This is a genomic window from Tannerella sp. (assembly GCF_030528505.1).
In the GTDB taxonomy this organism is placed as follows: Bacteria; Bacteroidota; Bacteroidia; order Bacteroidales; family Tannerellaceae; genus Tannerella.
In genome coordinates this window covers 1-20,199 of record NZ_JAUMYS010000057.1, presented here as the reverse complement: position 1 = coordinate 20,199, position 20,199 = coordinate 1, and the positions used below count along the sequence as shown (strand labels likewise).

The 20,199-nt window shown below is 44.3% G+C and carries 14 protein-coding genes and 1 pseudogene; 10 read left to right on the top strand and 5 right to left on the bottom strand.

Going from position 1 to position 20,199, the window contains the following annotated elements; genetic code table 11:
* Positions 1-256: 256 nt before the first annotated feature.
* The 3 genes from Q4A89_RS09285 to Q4A89_RS09275 form a co-directional block, all read right to left on the bottom strand.
* Complete coding sequence (locus Q4A89_RS09285; protein ID WP_303185093.1) at positions 257-835, bottom strand: hypothetical protein; 579 nt, start codon at positions 833-835, stop codon at positions 257-259.
* 109 nt (positions 836-944) lie between these two features.
* Positions 945-2,450: a hypothetical protein gene (locus Q4A89_RS09280; protein ID WP_303185092.1), complete on the bottom strand. Its 1,506-nt coding sequence runs from the start codon at positions 2,448-2,450 to the stop codon at positions 945-947.
* A gap of 49 nt (positions 2,451-2,499) precedes the next feature.
* Entirely contained in the window at positions 2,500-3,957 is a 1,458-nt protein-coding gene (locus tag Q4A89_RS09275; RefSeq protein WP_303185091.1) for an aminoacyl-histidine dipeptidase, read from the bottom strand.
* 385 nt (positions 3,958-4,342) lie between these two features.
* Here Q4A89_RS09275 and Q4A89_RS09270 point away from each other — a divergent pair, with 385 nt between their 5' ends.
* Positions 4,343-4,951 carry an OmpH family outer membrane protein gene (locus tag Q4A89_RS09270; protein WP_303185090.1) on the top strand — a complete coding sequence of 203 codons (609 nt, stop codon included), beginning with the start codon at positions 4,343-4,345 and terminating at the stop codon, positions 4,949-4,951.
* A gap of 136 nt (positions 4,952-5,087) precedes the next feature.
* Here Q4A89_RS09270 and nagA read toward each other — a convergent pair whose 3' ends face one another.
* Complete coding sequence (gene nagA / locus Q4A89_RS09265) at positions 5,088-6,266, bottom strand: N-acetylglucosamine-6-phosphate deacetylase (RefSeq protein WP_303185089.1); 1,179 nt, start codon at positions 6,264-6,266, stop codon at positions 5,088-5,090.
* 30 nt (positions 6,267-6,296) lie between these two features.
* Positions 6,297-7,481, bottom strand: coding sequence for an iron-containing alcohol dehydrogenase (locus tag Q4A89_RS09260; RefSeq protein WP_303185088.1), 1,185 nt, complete (start codon positions 7,479-7,481; stop codon positions 6,297-6,299).
* A 392-nt stretch (positions 7,482-7,873) separates the two neighbouring features.
* On the opposite strand from Q4A89_RS09260, the gene Q4A89_RS09255 reads away from it, so the two are divergent.
* From Q4A89_RS09255 to Q4A89_RS09215, 9 genes and pseudogenes are all read left to right on the top strand, one after another.
* Complete coding sequence (locus Q4A89_RS09255) at positions 7,874-8,863, top strand: hypothetical protein (protein ID WP_303185086.1); 990 nt, start codon at positions 7,874-7,876, stop codon at positions 8,861-8,863.
* Positions 8,864-9,052: 189 nt separating this feature from the next.
* Positions 9,053-10,456, top strand: a complete 1,404-nt coding sequence (locus tag Q4A89_RS09250; protein ID WP_303185085.1) for a 3' terminal RNA ribose 2'-O-methyltransferase Hen1 — start codon at positions 9,053-9,055, stop codon at positions 10,454-10,456.
* Positions 10,446-13,022, top strand: coding sequence for a polynucleotide kinase-phosphatase (locus tag Q4A89_RS09245; RefSeq protein WP_303185084.1), 2,577 nt, complete (start codon positions 10,446-10,448; stop codon positions 13,020-13,022). The genes Q4A89_RS09250 and Q4A89_RS09245 overlap by 11 nt, the downstream gene beginning before the upstream one ends.
* A 115-nt stretch (positions 13,023-13,137) precedes the next feature.
* Positions 13,138-14,730 (top strand): class I SAM-dependent DNA methyltransferase, encoded by a 1,593-nt coding sequence (locus Q4A89_RS09240; protein ID WP_303185083.1) that lies wholly within the window; start codon positions 13,138-13,140, stop codon positions 14,728-14,730.
* A 1-nt stretch (position 14,731) separates the two neighbouring features.
* The gene (gene dinD, locus Q4A89_RS09235) at positions 14,732-15,589 is read left to right on the top strand and encodes a DNA damage-inducible protein D (protein ID WP_303185082.1); all 858 of its coding nucleotides are present in this window, start codon (positions 14,732-14,734) and stop codon (positions 15,587-15,589) included.
* Positions 15,586-16,755 carry a restriction endonuclease subunit S gene (locus tag Q4A89_RS09230; RefSeq protein WP_303185081.1) on the top strand — a complete coding sequence of 390 codons (1,170 nt, stop codon included), beginning with the start codon at positions 15,586-15,588 and terminating at the stop codon, positions 16,753-16,755. Before dinD ends, Q4A89_RS09230 begins: the two co-directional genes overlap by 4 nt.
* Before the next feature lie 20 nt (positions 16,756-16,775).
* Positions 16,776-18,047 (top strand): DUF4917 family protein, encoded by a 1,272-nt coding sequence (locus tag Q4A89_RS09225; RefSeq protein ID WP_303185080.1) that lies wholly within the window; start codon positions 16,776-16,778, stop codon positions 18,045-18,047.
* Positions 18,044-18,640 (top strand): transposase, encoded by a 597-nt coding sequence (locus tag Q4A89_RS09220; protein ID WP_303185079.1) that lies wholly within the window; start codon positions 18,044-18,046, stop codon positions 18,638-18,640. The genes Q4A89_RS09225 and Q4A89_RS09220 overlap by 4 nt, the downstream gene beginning before the upstream one ends.
* Positions 18,637-20,151, top strand: a pseudogene (locus Q4A89_RS09215) (type I restriction endonuclease subunit R). The gene Q4A89_RS09220 and the pseudogene Q4A89_RS09215 overlap by 4 nt, the downstream one beginning before the upstream one ends.
* Positions 20,152-20,199 lie beyond the last annotated feature (48 nt).

The window sequence follows — 20,199 nt, the reverse complement described above, 5'->3', positions numbered from 1 at the left end:
AAAGTATAATTATTTTATTGATCAATAAAAAATTGTCTGTTTTTAAGGGACGACTGTTTAAGAGTCATTGTTGCACAACAACGGGGCAAAAACTGCTGTTTTAAGGTCATTGTTGTGCAACAACGCGTACTCCCTCTCTCTCACCCTTAGCGCTCCCCAATTTCCCCCATGCTTACACACCTAAAGAGGGTGTGCCCAAACATTGCGTTTTGACACACCCTCTTCTCATTTTGTTTTCCGTAAGGTGGAAATCGTCTTATTCCGATACGGTAAACCCTTCGGGAACGGTAAATTTCTCAGCTGGAATCTCGACCCCTTCCTGCACTTCAACAGCCTCTTCGACCACTGTCATGCCGCCGACCTGCGTCTCCGTCTTCAACGGGATGCCTTTCCAAAGCCATAACGTACCCTGAAACGTCTGTCCCATCTCGGTCAGTTCCAACGAAATTTTTTTGCACGGACGATCCAAGAAAGTTTCTTCGCCTAATTCCTGATATTTATACTTTTCTTTCTGCTCATCCGTTAGCGTCAAAAAGTTATCCAGTTTGTCGGGCTTTTCCATCCGCTGAACGGTCTTTGCGTCCAAATCGATACTGGCAATCGAATTACCCTCGTCGAGCGTACGCATGTGCTTCTCCGTACCGGCGACGTTAACGGTCGTTTCCACCGCTTCCATCTTCCCATAGTCATCGAAGTACAATGTGCTTTCGACTTTCTGTCCCATCACTGTCGACACTTTTTTAACGATGCCGGACTTGATTTCATACTTGGCTTCCTGCGCCATTACCATCCCTGCTGCCATCAACAGCATCATTACAAACCATGTTTTCTTCATCTTCTTTCGGTTTTTAGTGTTAATAACTCATTTTGTTTTTCACCTCCTCCGCTGCACGTGCCCAACGGATTCCGTGTTTTCTATGAAACAATCCGAAAAGAAAAATGGTTCATTTCTTCTTTTTTTCTTCTTGATAGACGTATTCGTAAGCGCCTATCGACGGGCCGGTATGATTGTTCAGACGGCCGACCCCATAGCGGTCGGTCGGATACCGGGCCGTTATGGCACGGTCGGCTCCGCTGATTCCAACGGATTTATTCGCCAGCCGGAAATCAAACGCATAAGCATCATCCTCGCTTCCGGTGCGGATATACATTGGCCTCTGGTTGAAGATGCACTGAACGAAGCGCGGGTTATCCGTTATTTTTTTCGTTTGGATAAGGCATGCGTTGAAACGATAGTTGAATCCGTCTCCGCCTTCGGGACGGTTATCTTTCGTAAAAAATGCGATTTCACCCCGATAAAGCTTCGTCGTATCGTGATGCAGGCTTCCGTCGATGATGCAGTTGTCGAATGCGGCCTGCCGTATCGGAAGATGCACCGATCGATTGTCTATTTTCGCCGTATCGGAAAGTACCAGTGTCGCCACCCGTTTACGCGGCGCCAGCTTCATGTAGTTTGCGATCGTGCAATGCGTAAACTGATAGAAGCCGCCGATGAGACAGACCGTGTTTTCGGTCGCGTTCGTAAATTCACTGTTCGACGCTTCGATACGACAGTTAACGGCCAGCAGAAGATTACCCTGACTGTTCGTGATCTGCGAGTCGTGGATGCGGATTTTCAAGTTATCCGGTGTCGATTCGTGGAAAAACAACCCGGAAGTCGTGTTTTTTACAATCACTTGTTCAAACTCGTTATCAAAACTTGAAGCCCTGAAATAAATACCGCCCCATTGTCCGGGCGTGCGGTCGTAAGCCAGTGTAGTTTTCGCATAGATACTGTCTAAACGGTCGCCACGGAAAACGATCGGTTTCTCACGCGTCCCTTTAGCTTTGAGGTTGCCCGAAACGATCAGACTGGCATGCTTGTGGAAATAGAGCGTAGCGCCCGGCTGCAACGTAGCCGTCACCCCTTCGGAAACGACTAAGCTGTCGTAGATGAGATAAGGCCGATCGGCCGTGAGCGTCGTATTCTCGGTGTATGTCACCCCGCCTTTGAGCAGATGTACATCCTGCCCGTAAGCCTGCAAGAGCACGGATTGTCTGACGCCGTTCGTATAAAACAGTATGGAATCTTCGACGACCATCGGTTGGTCGGAGTTGTTCGGGTCAACCGTCACCTCGACGAGTATATAAAGGCTGTCTCGCTTCCAGATGTCGATATCGCGGAACGAACTGCCTTTGCGGCCGTCCACATTGATGCGGAATCCGCTCTTTCCGGGGTTCGCGAGCATCACCGATTCGATGCGCAGATTCTCGTTATTCGGGTTATAGACCTTGAAATGCCTCGTGGCCGAACCGATCGTGGTGAAGACGGTATCGAACGAAAGCGTATCGGTCGAAAAATCAAGTCGGAGGTTGGGGTTGGTCGAGTAATCGTCCACCCCCTCACAACCGACGGTCAGGTTGATAAACAACCCGATCAATAAACTAAAAATGATAAACTTTTTCTCCACTTTCTCTTAGCGTTCTACCGTAATAGAACGCCTTTTTACGCGGAATATTTTATGCGGGAATGTTTTTCAACACCTCAAGCAAATGTTTCCACCACAAATCGACTGTGGCGATTTCGATGCGCTCGGTGGGCGAATGTACGTCGCGCAACGTCGGGCCGAAAGAAATCATATCCAGATAGGGATACTTTTCGAGGAACAACCCGCATTCGAGCCCGGCGTGAATCGCCATAATCTGCGCGTCCTTACCGAACAGCTTGCGATACGTTTCCTGCGCTACCTTCAAAATCTCCGAGTTCGGATTCGGCGCCCATCCCGGATATCCTTCACCATGCTGCACATCGGCACCGGCCAACAGGAACACAGAGGCCACCTGATCGGCTACGGCATTCTTCGCCGATTCGAGCGAGCTGCGCTGGCTTGTGCCTACAACGACCTTGCCGCTCTCCGGCATCTTGACCGACGCCAAGTTAGTCGATGTTTCCACCAGGCCTTCGATGTCTTGGCTCATGCCCATCACGCCGTGCGGACAGGCGAGCAACGAACGAATCAATCGCGTAGCCATTTCTTTCGGCATGCATGTCTTCGGAGCTTCGACCGTCTCCATTGTCATGCGCACATTCGGGTCGACGTGTTTAAGTTCGTTCTCCACATCAGCCTGAAAACGGTTCAATAGGACGCGCACCTGTTCGCGGTCTTCATCTTTCAGACCGATAACGGCATAAGCTTCGCGGGCAATCGCATTGTGCAGGTTCCCTCCTTCGACAGCGGCAAGCGTTATGTCGAACTTCTTATCTAATGTATAAAGGAAACGCGCCATGAGTTTGTTGGCATTTCCGAGCTGCTTATGAATATCTCCTCCCGAATGCCCGCCGGTCAATCCCGTAACGACAATCTTGAAATATTGCAGAGAAGCCGGTGCGGAAGCCGGTGCGTACGTGAATGTCGCTACCGTACCTTTCCCGCCGGCACATCCCATAAAGAGCTGTCCTTCGTCTTCGCTGTCGAGATTGAGCAGGATTTTTCCGGTCATAAAGCCTTCGGCCAATGCCGCCGCGCCGGTCAGACCTGTCTCTTCATCAACCGTGAACAGACATTCGATCGGGCCGTGCTCGATCTTGTCAGACGCCAGCAACGCCAATTCGGCCGCCATCCCGATTCCGTTATCGGCACCCAGCGTCGTCCCTTTGGCACGCAGCCATTCACCGTCAATAACCGTTTCTATCGGGTCGTTATCGAAGTCATGGGTCACGTCATTATTCTTTTCACAAACCATGTCCATGTGCGACTGTAATACGACGGTCGGCAATTTCTCATATCCGGGTGTAGCCGCTTTTGAGATAAGGATATTTCCCACGGAGTCTTTCTTGATCGGGAGATTGTGTTGAGCGGCAAAGTCTTCTAAATACCGGATAATTTTCCCTTCCTTTTTCGACGGACGAGGTACTTGCGTGATTTCGTAAAAATACTTCCACACGATGGCGGGCTGTAAATCTAAAATTGTCTTCATGTTTTTAATTATTTATACATTGCGTTAAACCGTTAATATTATCCAAGATACGAGTGCCAAACGGAAAAAAAACAGAAATATTCGCAAAAAGGAACGTTCTATTTGGCGAAACTTGTATCTTTGCGTCCACAAAGATAAGAAAAATGTTTATCACGCTAACAATAGGAACAGCAATTATTATTTTGACTATTTGTGTCGTTCTGCTCTGCATAAGGGTCATTTTGAAAAAGGACGGACATTTTCCGAATACACACATAGACAGCAGTCTTGCTTTACGCGAACAGGGGATTTGCTGCGCAAGAACACAAGACCGCCAAGCGGCACGTCATAAAAACCTTGCAGAACGAATGAAAGAAATGAATATAAATTAAATTTTGGCTGATATATGAAGAATAATGTAAACTATGTGATTCAAGGGATTCTCGCGATTGCCGTGATTATCCTGTTTGTAATGTATTTCTCCGGAAAAAAGAGCGGTACTCCCGCCCTGAATACGACAACCGAGTCGGGCGAACAGATTGCCGGCTTTCCGGTGGCGTATATTAATGTAGATTCATTATTGCTAAAGTACAATTTCTCTATCGATCTGAACGAGCAGATTCTGAAAAAGCAGGAGAATGCGCGGGCCAACTATACACAGAAAGCGCGTAGTCTGCAATCGGAAGCCGAAGAATTCCAGTACAAGTTGCAGAACGGCGCATTTGCTACGCGCGAACGGGCCGAACAGGAACAACAGCGCTTGATGAAGAAACAACAGGAATTGCAGGAACTGGACAGCCGACTGACACAGGAATTGATGGAGCAAACACAAGCTATGAACGAACAATTGCGTGACACGGTAGTACACTATCTGAAACAGTATAATCAGAACAAAGGCTATCAGATTATTTTCAGCAATACGGCCGGCAGCCCGATTTTTCTGGCAGACGATGCCTACAATATCACGAACGAAATCGTGGAATACCTGAATAAACGGTATTCCGGGGCGAAATAAACAAAGAAATCGGAAACAAAACCAAATAAAAAAGAGAGGATGTATCAAAACGACACATCCTCTTTTTTTATCCCTTCACGAACCCGCGCCTCCGACAGCCGATGTTTCCGGAAGAGCTCTTCGAATTCGAAGAGACCTATTCTCCGCTCACCTGCACACCTCTGCAGAAAGTTTTTACGACGTTGAACCGTGCATCGACGAGATTGATGTCGGCATCTTTACCGACGGCAATCGAACCTTTACGGTCGAAGATGCCCATCATCTTGGCCGCCGTTCCGCTCGTCATCCTGACGACGTCGGTCGCCGGCAGTCCGACGTTGAAGATGAGATGACGCACCATCCCGTCGATCGGAGTGATGGACGATGCTAACGAGGTGCGCGCGCTGTTCATGACGACGCCGTTTTCGACTACGTACGTCTCTCCGCACGAATGAATCGTGTCGCCGTGCGTCACGACGCCGGCCGCTCTGCTGGCATCGGAGCAGACCGAGAGTTTATCCGCCCCTTTGCAGCGATAGGCAATTTGAATCAACTCATTGGGCAGATGATAGCCGTCGCAAATGATTTCGGCATATAGCGCGTCTTGCGTCAATGCCGCCTCAACAACACCGCCGATGCGGAATGGCCCCGTTTTCTTCGTCTGCGACATGGCGTTGTAAAGATGCGTCACGCTCGTCGCTCCGGCTTCTATCGCCGCCAGCACCTCGTTGTATTCCGCGCAGCTATGCCCGACGGACAGTTGAATATGCATCGCCCGCAACGCCGGAAAAAATTCGAGGTTACGCCCTACTTCGGGCGCGATAGTAGTGCGCCGAATGACGTCGCTGTAAGTTTCGTAAAACCGCAGATGATCGTCTGTCATGGGGAGAATGGCGTCTTCGGCCTGGCTTCCTTTGTAGATCTTATTCAGGAAAGGCCCTTCGAGGTGACAGCCTGCGATCTCCGTCTCTCCCGCTCTGTTCTGCCGCATGACGGAACGGATGGCTTGCAGCCCTTGCTCAAGCTCGGGCAGCAGGTCGGCCGCCAACGTCGGGTAGAGCGTGGTTACGCCGTGCCTACCGTAAAACGCACGCATCTTCACGACGGCTTCTTCCGTTCCCTGATTGCAGTCGTACCCGCTTCCGCCATGACAATGCACGTCGATATAGCCGGGTACCGCCGCAAGCCCTCTCCCATCAATTACCGTCGCTGCGTCTGCCGTCTCTTCCGAAGTACGGCAGACCGATGCAATAACGCCGTCGGACAGCAGAAGACTTCCGTCGCGGATGATTTCCCGTTCGGTATAAATATCGATATGATTAATCCGAATATTCATAAGTGTTTTGTTGCTGAAATGTATGACGGCTTATTGGTTGGCCATGCGGTAGATGGCTTCCATATCCTCACGATTCAGTTTCTTGAAGCTACCGGCCGTTACGCTGCCGTTCCGACTGCATTTATCGGCCATCAGTCGAATCTCCTCGTCGGTGGCTTCGCGCCCGATCAACTCCCGGATGCTCACCGGCATGCCGATAGCCCGGTAGAAATCTTCCATCGCCTTGATGCCGGCCAGCGCCGTACCTTCGGGATCGGTAAAGTCGTTGTCGATTCCCATCACATTGACGGCAAACCGAACGAAACGGGAGACATTCTCACGGTAGGTGTAACGCGCCCAGCTTCCCCAAAGGGCGGCCAGCCCCGCGCCGTGAGCCACGTCGAACAGAGCGCTCAGCTCGTGTTCGAGCATGTGCGTGGCAAAGTCGGGTGTTGTGCCGCATCCCGTCAGGTCGTTGTGCGCAAGACTGCTGGCCCACATAATTTGAGCGCGATGTCGATAATTCGTCGGGTCGTCCAGCACTTTAAACGTACTGTCTCTCACGACGCACAGCAACCCTTCGGCCAGCGTATCGGTAATCGTCATATCGTCGTCGTGCGAGAAATAGCGCTCCATCGTGTGCATCATGATGTCTGCCGCCCCGCAGGCTGTCTGATAGGGAGGCAACGTATAAGTACGCTCCGGATTCATGATGGCGAAACGGCAACGTCCGAAATTGCTGTCGTAAGCCCGTTTCAGTTCCCCTTCTTCCTTCGAAATCACGCTCCCGCTACTCATCTCGCTCCCTGCCGCAGGGATGGTCAGTACGGCCGCCACAGGATAGCAGGCTCGCGCTTTCGCCTTGCCCTCGAAGAAGTCCCACACATCGCCCTCGTAGGCCAGTCCGTAGGCAATCGCCTTGGCCGAGTCGATAACACTTCCTCCCCCCACGGCAAGGATAAAATCGACAGACTCGCGGCGTCCCAGTTCGATGCCTTCGTACACTTTCGACAGTCTGGGATTAGGCACGACACCGCCCAACTCTACGAAAGGAATCTGTTCGCCGTTAAGCAGGCTGCGGATTTTCTCGAGCAGACCGGATCGCTCGGCGCTGCCTCCTCCGTAATGTATCAACACCTTGTTCCCTCCGTAACGCTTGATCAGCTTGGGCACCTTCTCTTCCGAGTTTGCTCCGAACACCACTTCGGTAGGAGCATAATAAGTAAAATCTTTCATGACGCGATTTTTTAAATTTTTGGAGAGACAAATTTAAGCAAAAATCCCTGCAAATCCAAACCCATATAATCAAATAGCATCCAAACATTTACCGAATCGTCCCAAACATTAATACAAACTTCTAAACCTTTTCACCAATACATCTAAACATTTTTCCTTATACGTGTAAAAGTTTTCCTAAAATCATCTAAGCCTTTTTTCTAAAAACGTCTAAATGTTTTTCCCCAATCGTCTAAGCCTTTTTCGGAAACATTTAGGCGGATGGATGAAAAGGTCTTAATACTTGCATCCATGTTCTCGAAGAATAGATTGAATAAGCGTGAAGATATGTATAAAATAAATGAAGTTTGTATCTTTGCGCGTTAGAAAACAGGGAAAAAAGACAGAATACGATGGCAACTGAGATAAAAACTTGGGAGATAATTGACGGAGAATTGACAGAAATCAATACAACGCTTGCCCAGAATGGGAGAAAAGAAAAGGATGATTTGGAGAAGTGGTTGAAAACAAATCCCAAAATCCTTGGAGATAATATTTTAGTTTTTGGAGAGCAGGTATGGACTAAGTCAGGACCACTCGATTATTTAGGAATTGACAATAACGGAAATTTAGTCGTCGTAGAACTCAAACGTGATAAATTAGCGAGAGATATTTTAACCCAAGCTATCGATTATGCTTCAGATGTGGCAAATTGGGACATTGAAAAATTAAATGAAATTTGTTTGACTTTTTCAGGCAATTCGCTTGAAGACTATCTTACGGAACATTTTGAAAATATTCAACTTGACGATTTGGTAATTAATAAAGCACAAAGACTCTTGTTAGTAGGTTTTTCCATCGATGAATCATTAAGCAGAATGATCGAATGGTTGTCATCGAAATATGATATTGGAATTAATGCAATTATTCTGAATTACGTAAAAACTTCTTCGGGAAACGAACTGCTTTCACGAACTGTAATTATCCCTGAGGAAATTGAAAAGGAAAAATCAAACAAGAAAAAGTTTACAATCCCAATGTCTGACGAACCCGGAACATACGAGCCCGAGAAATTAAAAGAATTGCTTACAACTTATCTTAATAATAAACAATGGTCGTCAAGAAGACTAAAAACGATATTATTACCTGTTTTACTAAAAAGAGAAAAAATAACAAGAGAACAACTTAAAAAAGAATTTGTAAAAGCAGGAGAAGCCATAGACGAGAATAAAGCGGGATATTTTATCGCTTTAATGTCAAACCAACTCGGGCAAACCAAAAAGGATTTTTTACGACAAATAATTCATTATGAGTATCCCAAATATCAGTGGGAAAAAGATAATTTCAGTATAAGAACAGAATACAAAGAATTAGTTAAAGAAGTTTTAGAAATAAATGAATAAAAGACATTACATGACAAAAGCCAATAGAATAAACGAATAAATAAACAAACGGCTTAATAGTTCATCAACACAGAAAACAGTACTATTCCCATCATGCCCTTGAGACGAACAGATTGGCTTCGACCTATCCATAAAGGCATCGTAAGAAACAAGTTTTGAATGGGAAATATATAAAAAAGGCATCATCATATGATCTTAAATATTACAACAACACATCGACCGACAACAGACTTCGGCTACTTGCTCCATAAACATCCGGACAAATTTCAAACGTTCGACTTGTCGGTCGGAAAAGCGCATGTGTTCTATCCCGAAAAGAGCGAGGAGAAGATAACGGTCAGCCTTTTGCTCGACATCGATCCGATAGACATGGTTCGCAGCGCAAGAAATTTAGGCAGAGACGGATTTGCCCTCGCGCACTATGTAAACGACCGGCCTTATGTGGCTTCCTCGTTTATGAGTGTGGCTCTTTCGAAAGTCTTTTCATCGGCCATGAACGGCAAATGCAAAGAGAAGCCCGAACTCGTAAAGACGAAATTGCCTTTCGAGGTTTCAATCGCCTCTCTCTCCGCACCCGCAGGCGGAGAAATGCTGATTCGAAGCTTATTTGAGCCTCTCGGATACAAGGTGGACCTGAAAAACCATACGTTAGATGAAAAAATTCCGGAATGGGGAGACAGTAAATACTTCTCCTTAAGACTGGAACATACCATAACCACGAAGGAATTGCTTTCGCATCTGTATGTCTTAATCCCCGCACTGGACAATGACAAGCATTATTTTGTGAGCAAAGACGAAATCGAGAAGCTGCTGCAAAAAGGAAAAGGATGGCTCAACGATCATCCCGAAAAAGAATCAATCATAAAGCGTTATTTGATTCATCTGCATTCGCTTTCTCGCCAAGCACTCGAACGGTTAAGCGAAGGAGAAGAAATAGACCGTTCGACAGAAGCGTCTGCCGAAAAAACAGAATCGGAGAAGCGGAAAGAAACGCTCCACGAAAAGCGAATCAAGTTGGTCGCGCAGAAATTAGCCGAATCCGGCGCGGAACGCGTGTTAGACTTAGGATGCGGCGATGGGAAGCTGCTCAGAGAACTTTTGCAACAAAAACAGTTCACCGAGATTGCGGGAATGGACGTTTCATATCAGGAATTGTTGAAAGCCAAAGAAAAGCTTCATTTCAATGAGATGTCTCCGAAGCAGCAAGAGCGGATTCATCTTTTCCAAGGCTCATTAACGTACAGAGACAGACGTCTCGAAGGCTTCGACGCGGCAGCCGTTGTAGAAGTCATCGAACATTTAGACGTAAACAGACTTCAAGCGTTTGAACGTGTGCTGTTTGAATGCGCCCAGCCGCGAACCGTCATCCTGACGACGCCCAACAAAGAATACAATGTGATGTGGGAGAAGTTGGACGCTGCAAACATGAGGCATGACGACCATCGCTTTGAGTGGACCAGAGAAGAGTTCGCCCAATGGGCAAACAAAATAGGAGAAACGTATAACTATAACGTGGAGATTTTACCGGTCGGTGACGAAGAAGCACAGATCGGAGCTCCGTCACAAATGGCAATCTTTCGATATGGAAATTAAAATCCCCGAACTTTCATTAGTCGTATTAATCGGTATTTCAGGCTCCGGAAAAAGCAGCCTGGCTAAAAAATTATTCAAACGCACGGAAATCTTATCGTCCGACGAATGTAGAGCGATCGTTTCGGACGATGAAAATAATCAGGCCTCTACGAACGACGCGTTTGATGTTTTGTATTACATCGCGGGCAAACGCCTGAAGAATGGCTTATTGACCGTGATCGATGCGACCAATGTACAAAAAGAATCTCGAAAGGGATTGGTTGAGTTAGCCCGGACGTACCATTGTTTGCCGGTGGCCATTGTGTTGGATTTGCCTGAAAAAGTCTGCGAAGAAAGAAACAAGAACAGACCGTCACGTAACATCGGAGCGCACGTTATTCATCAACAAAGTCAACAACTGAAAAAGAGCGTCAAGCATTTAAAAGAAGAAGGCTTCAGACAGATTTATGTATTAAAATCGGAGGAAGAAGTAGAGCAAGTGCTTGAAATCAAAAGGGAAAAACTGTATAACGATAAGAAAGATGAAACAGGGCCGTTCGATATTATCGGCGATGTGCACGGATGTTTCGATGAGTTATACGAACTTCTTACGACGCTCGGCTACCAAATAAACCATGTAAAAGCCGACGATTTGAACTTCGGGTTTGAGGTGCTTGCTCCTCATGGTAGAAAGGCCGTCTTTGTCGGCGATCTCGTTGACCGTGGCCCTGATTCACTGGGCGTGCTACGCCTCGTGATGAGCATGGTTCACTCCGGAGTAGCTTATTGCGTGCCGGGCAATCATGATATCAAATTGCTGAAATACCTGAGCGGCAAACAAGTTCAAATCAAGCACGGATTAGAAGTAACGGTAAAGCAATTCGAAAACGAATCGATCGCGTTTAAACAGAGCGTTCGGCAGTTTTTGTACGGTTTGATTAGTCACTATGTGCTTGACAAAGGCAATCTGGTTGTTGCGCATGCGGGACTGAAAGAGGAGATGCAAGGCCGTGCCTCCGGTGTCATTCGTTCTTTCTGCCTGTATGGAGAAACGACGGGAGAAATCGATGAGTTTGGGTTACCTGTCAGATACAACTGGGCGAAAGAATACAGAGGAAAGGCTAAAGTCGTTTACGGGCATACCCCCGTTCCGGACGCCGAGTGGTTAAACCGGACGATAGATATTGATACGGGTTGTGTGTTTGGAGGCAAACTGACCGCATTACGTTATCCGGAAGAAGAACTCGTCTCCGTCAAGGCCAAGCAGGTCTATTGCGAGCCTGTAAAGCCCTTGGACTACCCTGCATCGGAAAAGAAACTCAGCTCACAACACGAGTATGACGACTTACTGAACATTGAAGACGTTACAGGCAAGCGTATTGTACAAACGCGGCTCAGGAACAACATCACCATCCGCGAAGAAAACTCGATTGCCGCCTTAGAGGTGATGAGCCGCTTTGCCATCAATCCCAAATGGCTGATTTATCTTCCCCCGACGATGTCTCCATGTGCTACCAGCGACTTGCCCGATTTCCTCGAACATCCTGTACAGGCATTGAATTACTACAAAAAAAGAGGTGTCGAAAAAGTCGTTTGTGAAGAGAAACACATGGGCTCAAGGGCCGTTTTGGTTGTCTGTAAAGACGAAGAGGCCGCCCTCAAACGTTTTGGTATTGAAAATGAAGGCATCGGAGTGTGTTATACACGAACAGGCAGGAGCTTTTTCAATGAACCGGTCATCGAAAAAGCCTTTATGACAAGAGTCAATCAATGCCTGTTGGAAGCGAATATCTGGGAAACATTCAACACAGACTGGATTTGTCTTGATGCGGAGTTAATGCCATGGTCAGCCAAAGCACAGGCTTTGCTGAAAGATCAGTATGCCTCGGTCGGCGCAGCAGCGGGAAGCGCATTAACGGTCGTTGAACAAGTACTGCAAAAGGCTGTCGACAGAGGCATGAAAGAAGCGCAGCCTTATTTGGAAAAGTTTGAAACTAAAGCCAAGGCAATCGATAAGTATGTAAAGGCCTATCAAAATTATTGTTGGACTGTTCGAAGCATCGACGATTATAAATTAGCGCCTTTCCACATCTTAGCGACCGAAGGCCAAGTGCATGTAGACAAAACGCATGAATGGCACATGAAGCACATCGCCGAGATATGCCAATGCGATCCCCGACTGTTTATGACGACCCCATACAAGATCGTCGAAGTCAATGATTCGTCCAGCTTTGAGGATGCCGTGCAATGGTGGATCGACCTGACCAGCAAAGGAGGAGAAGGCATGGTAGTCAAACCATATGACTTTATCGCTTATGGTTCGGAAGGTCTTTTGCAACCGGCCGTAAAATGCCGGGGAAGCGAATATTTGAGAATTATCTACGGGCCTGAATACGATGCTCCCGAAAATATCGAACGACTTAAAAACAGAAGCCTTTCGAGAAAACAATCATTGGCACTCCGAGAGTTTGCGCTTAGTATAGAAGGACTGGAACGATTCGTCAAAAAAGAGCCTTTGAGACGAGTACATGAAAGTGTATTCGGGATATTGGCCTTGGAAAGTGAAGAAGTAGATCCGAGATTATAATTCCCCAATTCGGTGTGATACAGAAGGAGCAAGTTTAGAAAGATATAAATGAAAGAACAAATTATTACCTTTGAGGCCTAATTAAGATTTATTAAATCAGAAAAGAAAAATACAAATGGCAAAAAAACAGAAAATAGCACACGAAGAGTCTTTAGAAAAAAAACTCTGGAAAGCAGCCGACAAGTTAAGAAAGAATATAGATGCGGCTGAATATAAACATGTGGTATTGGGATTGATTTTCCTGAAATACATCTCCGATGCTTTCGAAGAATTGTATGCAAAACTAAAAGCAGAAGAAGCACAGGGAGCCGACCCGGAAGACAAAGACGAATACAAAGCCGAAAATGTCTTTTTTGTACCGCAGGATGCTCGTTGGCGAATGCTTTTATCCAAAGCAAAACAGCCCGACATTGGTAAATTTGTGGACGATGCCATGGATGCAATCGAAAAGGAAAACCCTTCGTTGAAAGGGGTTTTGCCTAAAGTGTATGCCCGACAAAACCTCGACCCCACAAGTTTGGGCGAATTGATCGACCTGGTGGGCAACATTGCCCTTGGCGACACCAAAACCCGAAGTGCTGATGTGTTGGGACATGTATTTGAGTACTTCCTCGGAGAATTTGCCCTTGCCGAGGGTAAAAAAGGAGGACAGTTCTACACCCCTCGCAGTGTGGTTGAGTTATTGGTTGAAATGTTAGAACCATACAAAGGACGGGTATTTGACCCCTGTTGTGGCTCAGGAGGAATGTTTGTTCAAAGTGAAAAATTTGTTTCGAAACATCAGGGACGTGTAAACGATATTTCCATTTACGGACAGGAAAGCAACCAAACGACATGGCGTTTGTGCAAAATGAACCTTGCTATTCGTGGAATTGACAGTTCGCAGGTAAAATGGAACAGCGAAGGCTCGTTCCTGAATGATGCACACAAAGACCTGAAAGCCGATTATATTATTGCCAATCCGCCGTTTAACGTAAGCGACTGGGGAGGCGATTTGTTGCGCAGAGACGGACGTTGGCAGCACGGTGTACCGCCAACGGGAAATGCCAACTACGCATGGATTCAGCACTTCCTTTACCACTTAGCCCCCAACGGACAAGCCGGTTTTGTATTGGCTAAAGGTTCGCTAACTTCCAAGACCTCGGGCGAAGGTGATATAAGAAAAGCATTGATTGAAAGCAATCTGATTGATTGCATTGTAAACTTGCCCGCTAAACTCTTTCTCAATACGCAAATTCCGGCTTCGCTTTGGTTTATGAATCGCAACCGGACTTCGACAGGCTCAACCCGCACGGTGCCTGAGCCTGTCGAAGGCACCGCCACTCCTGACCGCAGCAATGAAATTCTATTTATTGACGCCCGAAACCTTGGACATTTAATTAACCGACGTACCCGTGAATTAGCTGATGAGGATATTCAAAAAATTGCAGAAACCTACCACAATTGGCGGGCTTCGACAGGCTCAGCCCCCGCTTATGAAGACATTGCCGGTTTTTGTGCATCTGTCCCAATCAGCAAAGTAAAAGAGTTGGATTATGTGCTCACACCCGGGCGGTATGTAGGTTTGCCCGACGAAGAAGACGATTTCAACTTTGAGGAACGTTTTTCTGCTTTGAAAGCCGAATTTGAAGAGCAATTGAAAGAAGAAGAACGGCTAAATAAGATTATTGCAGAAAACCTTGAGAAAATAAAATTAAACAGCAATTGAAATGGAAAAAGAAATTCAACGCGGACAAAATATTTTTGAGCAAATAAAGCGAATAGACAAAAATGGCAATGAATATTGGAGTGCCAGAGATATGGCTAAAGTGTTGGATTACTCCGAATATCGACATTTTCTACCGGTTATTGAACGAGCAAAAGAGGCGTGCGCCAATAGCAATCAACAAATCACAGATCATTTCGAGGATATCCTCGAAATGATAATGTTAGGGAAAACGGCTCAACGAGAGGTGGAAAGCGTTAAACTTTCACGTTATGCCTGCTATCTAATAGTCCAAAATGCAGACCCCGGCAAAGAGGTGGTCGCTTTGGGGCAAACCTATTTTGCCGTACAGACCCGCTTACAGGAAATTCGCCAAATGGGCGAGTACAACCGTTTGAGTACCGAAGACGAAAAACGATTGTTCCTTCGTAATGAAATGGCAAAACATAATACTCAACTTGCAGCTGCCGCAAAAGATGCCGGAGTAATCGAACCGATTGATTATGCAATTTTTCAGAACCATGGGTATATGGGGTTGTATGGAGGATTAGATGCAAAGGCAATCCACAAAAAGAAAGGGTTAACGAAAAGTCAGCAAATACTCGACCACATGGGTAGTACCGAATTGGCAGCCAATCTTTTTCGTGCAACACAAACCGAAGAAAAGTTGCGACGTGAAAACATTAAGGGGAAACAGAAAGCCAACCAAACTCACTACGAAGTTGGTAAAAAAGTACGTAAAACCATACAGGAATTGGGCGGCACCATGCCCGAAAACCTACCGGTAGCCGACAGTATTAAAAAATTGGGAAAAGAGAAACAGCCCAAACAACTTAATCTCCAAAATAAGAATAACAAATGAGGGAGTGGAAAGAATATCGGTTTTCAGATTTTGCCGAGGTTAACCCATCTGTTAAAATCCCCAAAGATCAATTAGTTTCTTTTGTCGAAATGAAAGATTTAACTGATGGCCAAAGGTTTTGTAAACCATCACAAGAAAGAATATTGTCTGGAGGAAGCAGGTTTGAAAATGGAGATACATTATTTGCAAGAATTACGCCCTGTCTGGAAAATGGTAAAATATGTCAGGTTAAAGGGTTAAAAAATGGAATTGGCTTCGGTTCTACAGAATTTCATGTATTAAGAGGAAGATCTACAGTCTCTGATTCCGATTTTGTATACTATTTATGTAGGTGGAGTGATGTCAGAGATCATGCAGAAAAGAACTTTGATGGAACCTCTGGCAGACAAAGAGTACCTAAACAGGCTTTTGATGATTTATATTTAAAATTACCAGAATTACCCGAACAACAATCCATCGCCTCCATACTTTCCAGCCTCGACGATAAGATAGACCTGCTCCACCGCCAAAACGCCACCCTCGAAAAAATGGCGGAAACGCTGTTTAGGCAGTGGTTTGTGGAAGAGGCAAAGGAGGATTGGGAAGAAATTTCCTTATATGACGCAATTGAATTAGTTGGTGGAGGAACACCCAAAACATCCGTTGTTGAATATTGGGATGGAAATATCAAATGGCTTTCTGGCGGAGATATTGCTAGCAATCACAAAAATTTTGTAGTCAATTCAGAAAAATCAATTACAAAATTGGGATTGATAAATAGTTCAGCAAAACTTTTACCGAAATTTTCAACTGTTATCTCCGCAAGAGGCACAGTCGGGAAATATTGTATTCTGTCTGAACCAATGGCATATAGTCAATCGAATTATGGTATTCTTCCAAAATTTAAAGATTGTTTTTTCTTCTCCTACTTACTTGTATCTCATTCTGTTGAGGAACTTCAATCAGCAGCCTATGGAAGTGTTTTCGATACAATTACAACAAATACATTTAAAGGAATTACAATCTCACTACCAGTAAAAGAAACTATTATTCAATTTAATGAATCAATAAAACCATATTTTTTAAAGATATTATCAAACCAAACCCAAATCCGCACCCTCACCGCCTTGCGCGATACGCTTTTGCTGAAGTTGATGAGTGGAGAAGTAAGAGTTGAAGTAGAATAGTAATTATAACATACCATAAGATGAAAAACAATGCTAACATTTTAACCTACCATGACGTTCTTGAACAAATAGAGCACGAGGAGAATCATTTGCTAATTGCCAATGGCTTCAATTACGGTCTTGGCGTCAACACTGGGTATAAAGATATTTTTAATAAGATGCTTGAACACAATCGTGGAATATATGCAGAAGCAAAAACGATGATTGAAGAGAGTGGATATGATCTAGAATTATTTTTAGAAAAGATTACTAGTCATATCGCAGATGAAGACATATTTCTGAAAAAATATGCTTGTAACAAGATTAAATTAGATTTTATGCAAGCTCTTCATGAAATTGTGAAATCAAAAATAAAGAATATTTATGACGAAAAGAACGAAGGTATTTTTATTCTACTTCAAAAATTTACTAATTATTTTACCCTTAATTATGATTCGTTTATATATATGCTATTATTGAAGTTTAAACCAATACAAACTGACGAAAATAATAGTATTGTCTTTATTCCAACATTGGAATTTATTGAAAACGATTTAGATGAAAAAGAAAACAGCATTTATAGCGAAATAAAACAAGCAAGAGAAAATGGGACTTTGGAAATCAGTATTGGGGATAATGATATCTCAACTAAAAGAGACCTTTCCCTTTTACCTAAAACACAATTTACATTAGCAGTTAAAACGTATAGTAAGGCTAACAATAAAAAATGGACAACCAAAGATATTTCTAGGGTAATCGACAAAATTCTTGAGGAAGAAAAAAAACATAAAATTTTATCCAAGGTTGACGATGGCAGCAGGCAACTCTCTTTATTTGATGGTGATTTTGTTTTTAATGTAGATAGCTCTACTCAAAATTTATTTTTTCTACATGGAGCTTTTCACATTGTTCAAGATGGTCAAAAAACAAAAAAAATTACACAAGAAACCGATAAAGCATTATACGATAGATTAGAAGAATTTTTGAACGATGATAATAAAGATATCGTGTGTGTTTTCCAGTCAAAAAACAAGTTGGATGTCATAAAGCAAAACGGATATTTACTTCACTGTTATAACAAACTTGCTCAACTATCCGGCAATATGGTTATCATTGGAAGTTCTCTTGCAGATAATGATGACCACATTTTTAATCAAATAAACAATTCACAGATTGATAAAATATTTATTTCCTCTTTACGGAAGCAAATAAATAAAAATATAGACTTGGCAAAACAAAAATTTCCAAACAAAGAGGTCTATTTATTTGATGCAGAAACCATATCATACGAGTTACCTGAAATTGAACCATGACAAATAAATTTCAAAACAAATACCGCATACCATCCACCCGATTGCAAAATTGGGATTATAGGTGGAATGCAGCCTATTTTGTAACTATTTGCACACACAACAGGGAATGTTTTTTGGGTGAGGTGGTTAATGGAAAAATGAAATTGTCGGGTATCGGAATTATTGCCGATATTTTATGGCATGAAATTAAAAACCACGCCCCAAACATTGAATTGGGTGAATTTGTGGTCATGCCCAATCACGTGCACGGGATATTGATATTGAACAACAATGATGGCAACGCCGACAATAACGACAATAACGTAGAGACAACGCATGCGTTGTCTCTACAATCCCAACAACAAACCATTGGGCAAAAACGATTTCAAAACCAGGGCAAAAACACATTGTCGTCAATTATAGGTTCGTATAAATCGGCGATATCCAAACACGCACACCGATTGGGGTTCGATTTTGCATGGCAATCGCGTTTTTACGACCATATTATCCGCGACGAACAATCGTATCAAAATATATCTGAATACATCATCAACAATCCGTTAAAATGGAATGATGATAAATTCTATCCTCCGAATAAAACACCTGAAAAATGACCCGAATTACAGAAAATATCATCGAAAACTTCGCCATCGAATTATTTGAAAAACTCGGTTACGAATACGTGTATGCTCCTAATATTGCTCCCGATGGTGAAACGCCTGAAAGGGAAACTTACGAGCAGGTTTTGTTAGTTGAACGCTTACAAAATGCAGTAAAACGCATAAACAAATCCATTCCTGCCGATGCGCAAGCCGAAGCTATAAAAGAAATCCAACGTATTGCTTCGCCTGAACTATTGGCTAATAATGAAGCTTTTCACAGGCTTTTAACCGAGGGTATCCCTGTTTCAAAACGGATTGACGGCGATGACCGTGGCGACCGTGTTTGGCTGATTGATTTCAAAAATCCGTATAACAATGATTTTGTAGTTGCCAATCAATTTACGGTGTCTTCGACAAGCTCAGACACCATGACAAGCTCAGACACCGCAGCGGTTGGTGAGCGTTGTCGAACCAAACGCCCCGATGTAATTTTGTTTGTCAACGGCATTCCGTTGGTGGTTATTGAATTGAAAAATGCAGCCGATGAAAACGCAACTATTCATTCAGCATATAGACAAATTGAAACGTATAAAACCATAATTCCAAGCCTATTTACTTATAATGGGTTTGTCGTAATTTCAGATGGTTTGGAAGCCAAGGCGGGCTCTATTTCTGCCGGGTTCAGCCGTTTCATGGCGTGGCGGACTTCCGATGGGAAAGCAGAAGCATCGCATTTGGTGAGCCAGTTGGAAACTCTTGTATTGGGTATGCTCAACAAAGAAACGCTCCTTGATATTATCCGTCATTTTATCGTATTCGAAAAATCAAAACACGAAGATCCCGACACGGGCGTTATCACGATTACGACCGTAAAGAAAATGGCGGCTTACCATCAATACTATGCGGTAAACCGAGCTGTAGAATCCACCTTACGAGCTTCGGGCTATATTAAAAACGACATTAAGAATCTTTATTATACAACAGATGCAGACCATGGCTTGTCTGTACAGGAATCTCCGGAGAGCTACGGACTATCGGGAGTAAAACAACAACCCATTGGCGACCGAAAAGGTGGTGTGGTTTGGCACACACAAGGGAGTGGCAAATCGCTTTCAATGGTATTCTATACAGGTAAAATAGTGTTGGCAATGGATAACCCAACCGTTGTGGTAATTACCGACCGGAACGATTTGGACGACCAGCTTTTTGATACATTTGCAGCATCGAAACAATTATTACGTCAAGAGCCTGTACAAGCCGAAGACAGAAAGCAACTGAAAGAACTTTTAAAAGTTGGTTCGGGCGGTGTGGTTTTTACAACCATTCAAAAATTTCAACCTGAACCTTCGACAATCTCAGGTTAACCCGCTGTATATGAGCTGCTTTCGGAAAGAGAAAATGTTGTTGTTATTGCCGATGAAGCTCATCGCACCCAATACGGATTTAAAGCCAAAACCATTGACGACAAAAACGAGAAAGGCGATGTAATCGGTAAAAAAACAGTTTATGGTTTTGCTAAATAGTCTCCCCTTAAAAACAGACAATTTTTTATTGATCAATAAAATAATTAT

Excerpts from the sequence above, each read along its gene's own strand:
- Q4A89_RS09225 (WP_303185080.1), top strand. The coding sequence starts at position 16,776 with ATGAAAAACAATGCTAACATTTTAACCTACCATGACGTTCTTGAACAA.
- Q4A89_RS09275 (WP_303185091.1), bottom strand. The coding sequence starts at position 3,957 with ATGAAGACAATTTTAGATTTACAGCCCGCCATCGTGTGGAAGTATTTT.
- Q4A89_RS09285 (WP_303185093.1), bottom strand. The coding sequence starts at position 835 with ATGAAGAAAACATGGTTTGTAATGATGCTGTTGATGGCAGCAGGGATG.
- Q4A89_RS09255 (WP_303185086.1), top strand. The coding sequence starts at position 7,874 with ATGGCAACTGAGATAAAAACTTGGGAGATAATTGACGGAGAATTGACA.
- Q4A89_RS09230 (WP_303185081.1), top strand. The coding sequence starts at position 15,586 with ATGAGGGAGTGGAAAGAATATCGGTTTTCAGATTTTGCCGAGGTTAAC.
- Q4A89_RS09220 (WP_303185079.1), top strand. The coding sequence starts at position 18,044 with ATGACAAATAAATTTCAAAACAAATACCGCATACCATCCACCCGATTG.
- Q4A89_RS09250 (WP_303185085.1), top strand. The coding sequence starts at position 9,053 with ATGATCTTAAATATTACAACAACACATCGACCGACAACAGACTTCGGC.
- nagA (WP_303185089.1), bottom strand. The coding sequence starts at position 6,266 with ATGAATATTCGGATTAATCATATCGATATTTATACCGAACGGGAAATC.
- Q4A89_RS09245 (WP_303185084.1), top strand. The coding sequence starts at position 10,446 with ATGGAAATTAAAATCCCCGAACTTTCATTAGTCGTATTAATCGGTATT.
- Q4A89_RS09240 (WP_303185083.1), top strand. The coding sequence starts at position 13,138 with ATGGCAAAAAAACAGAAAATAGCACACGAAGAGTCTTTAGAAAAAAAA.
- dinD (WP_303185082.1), top strand. The coding sequence starts at position 14,732 with ATGGAAAAAGAAATTCAACGCGGACAAAATATTTTTGAGCAAATAAAG.
- Q4A89_RS09260 (WP_303185088.1), bottom strand. The coding sequence starts at position 7,481 with ATGAAAGATTTTACTTATTATGCTCCTACCGAAGTGGTGTTCGGAGCA.
- Q4A89_RS09270 (WP_303185090.1), top strand. The coding sequence starts at position 4,343 with ATGAAGAATAATGTAAACTATGTGATTCAAGGGATTCTCGCGATTGCC.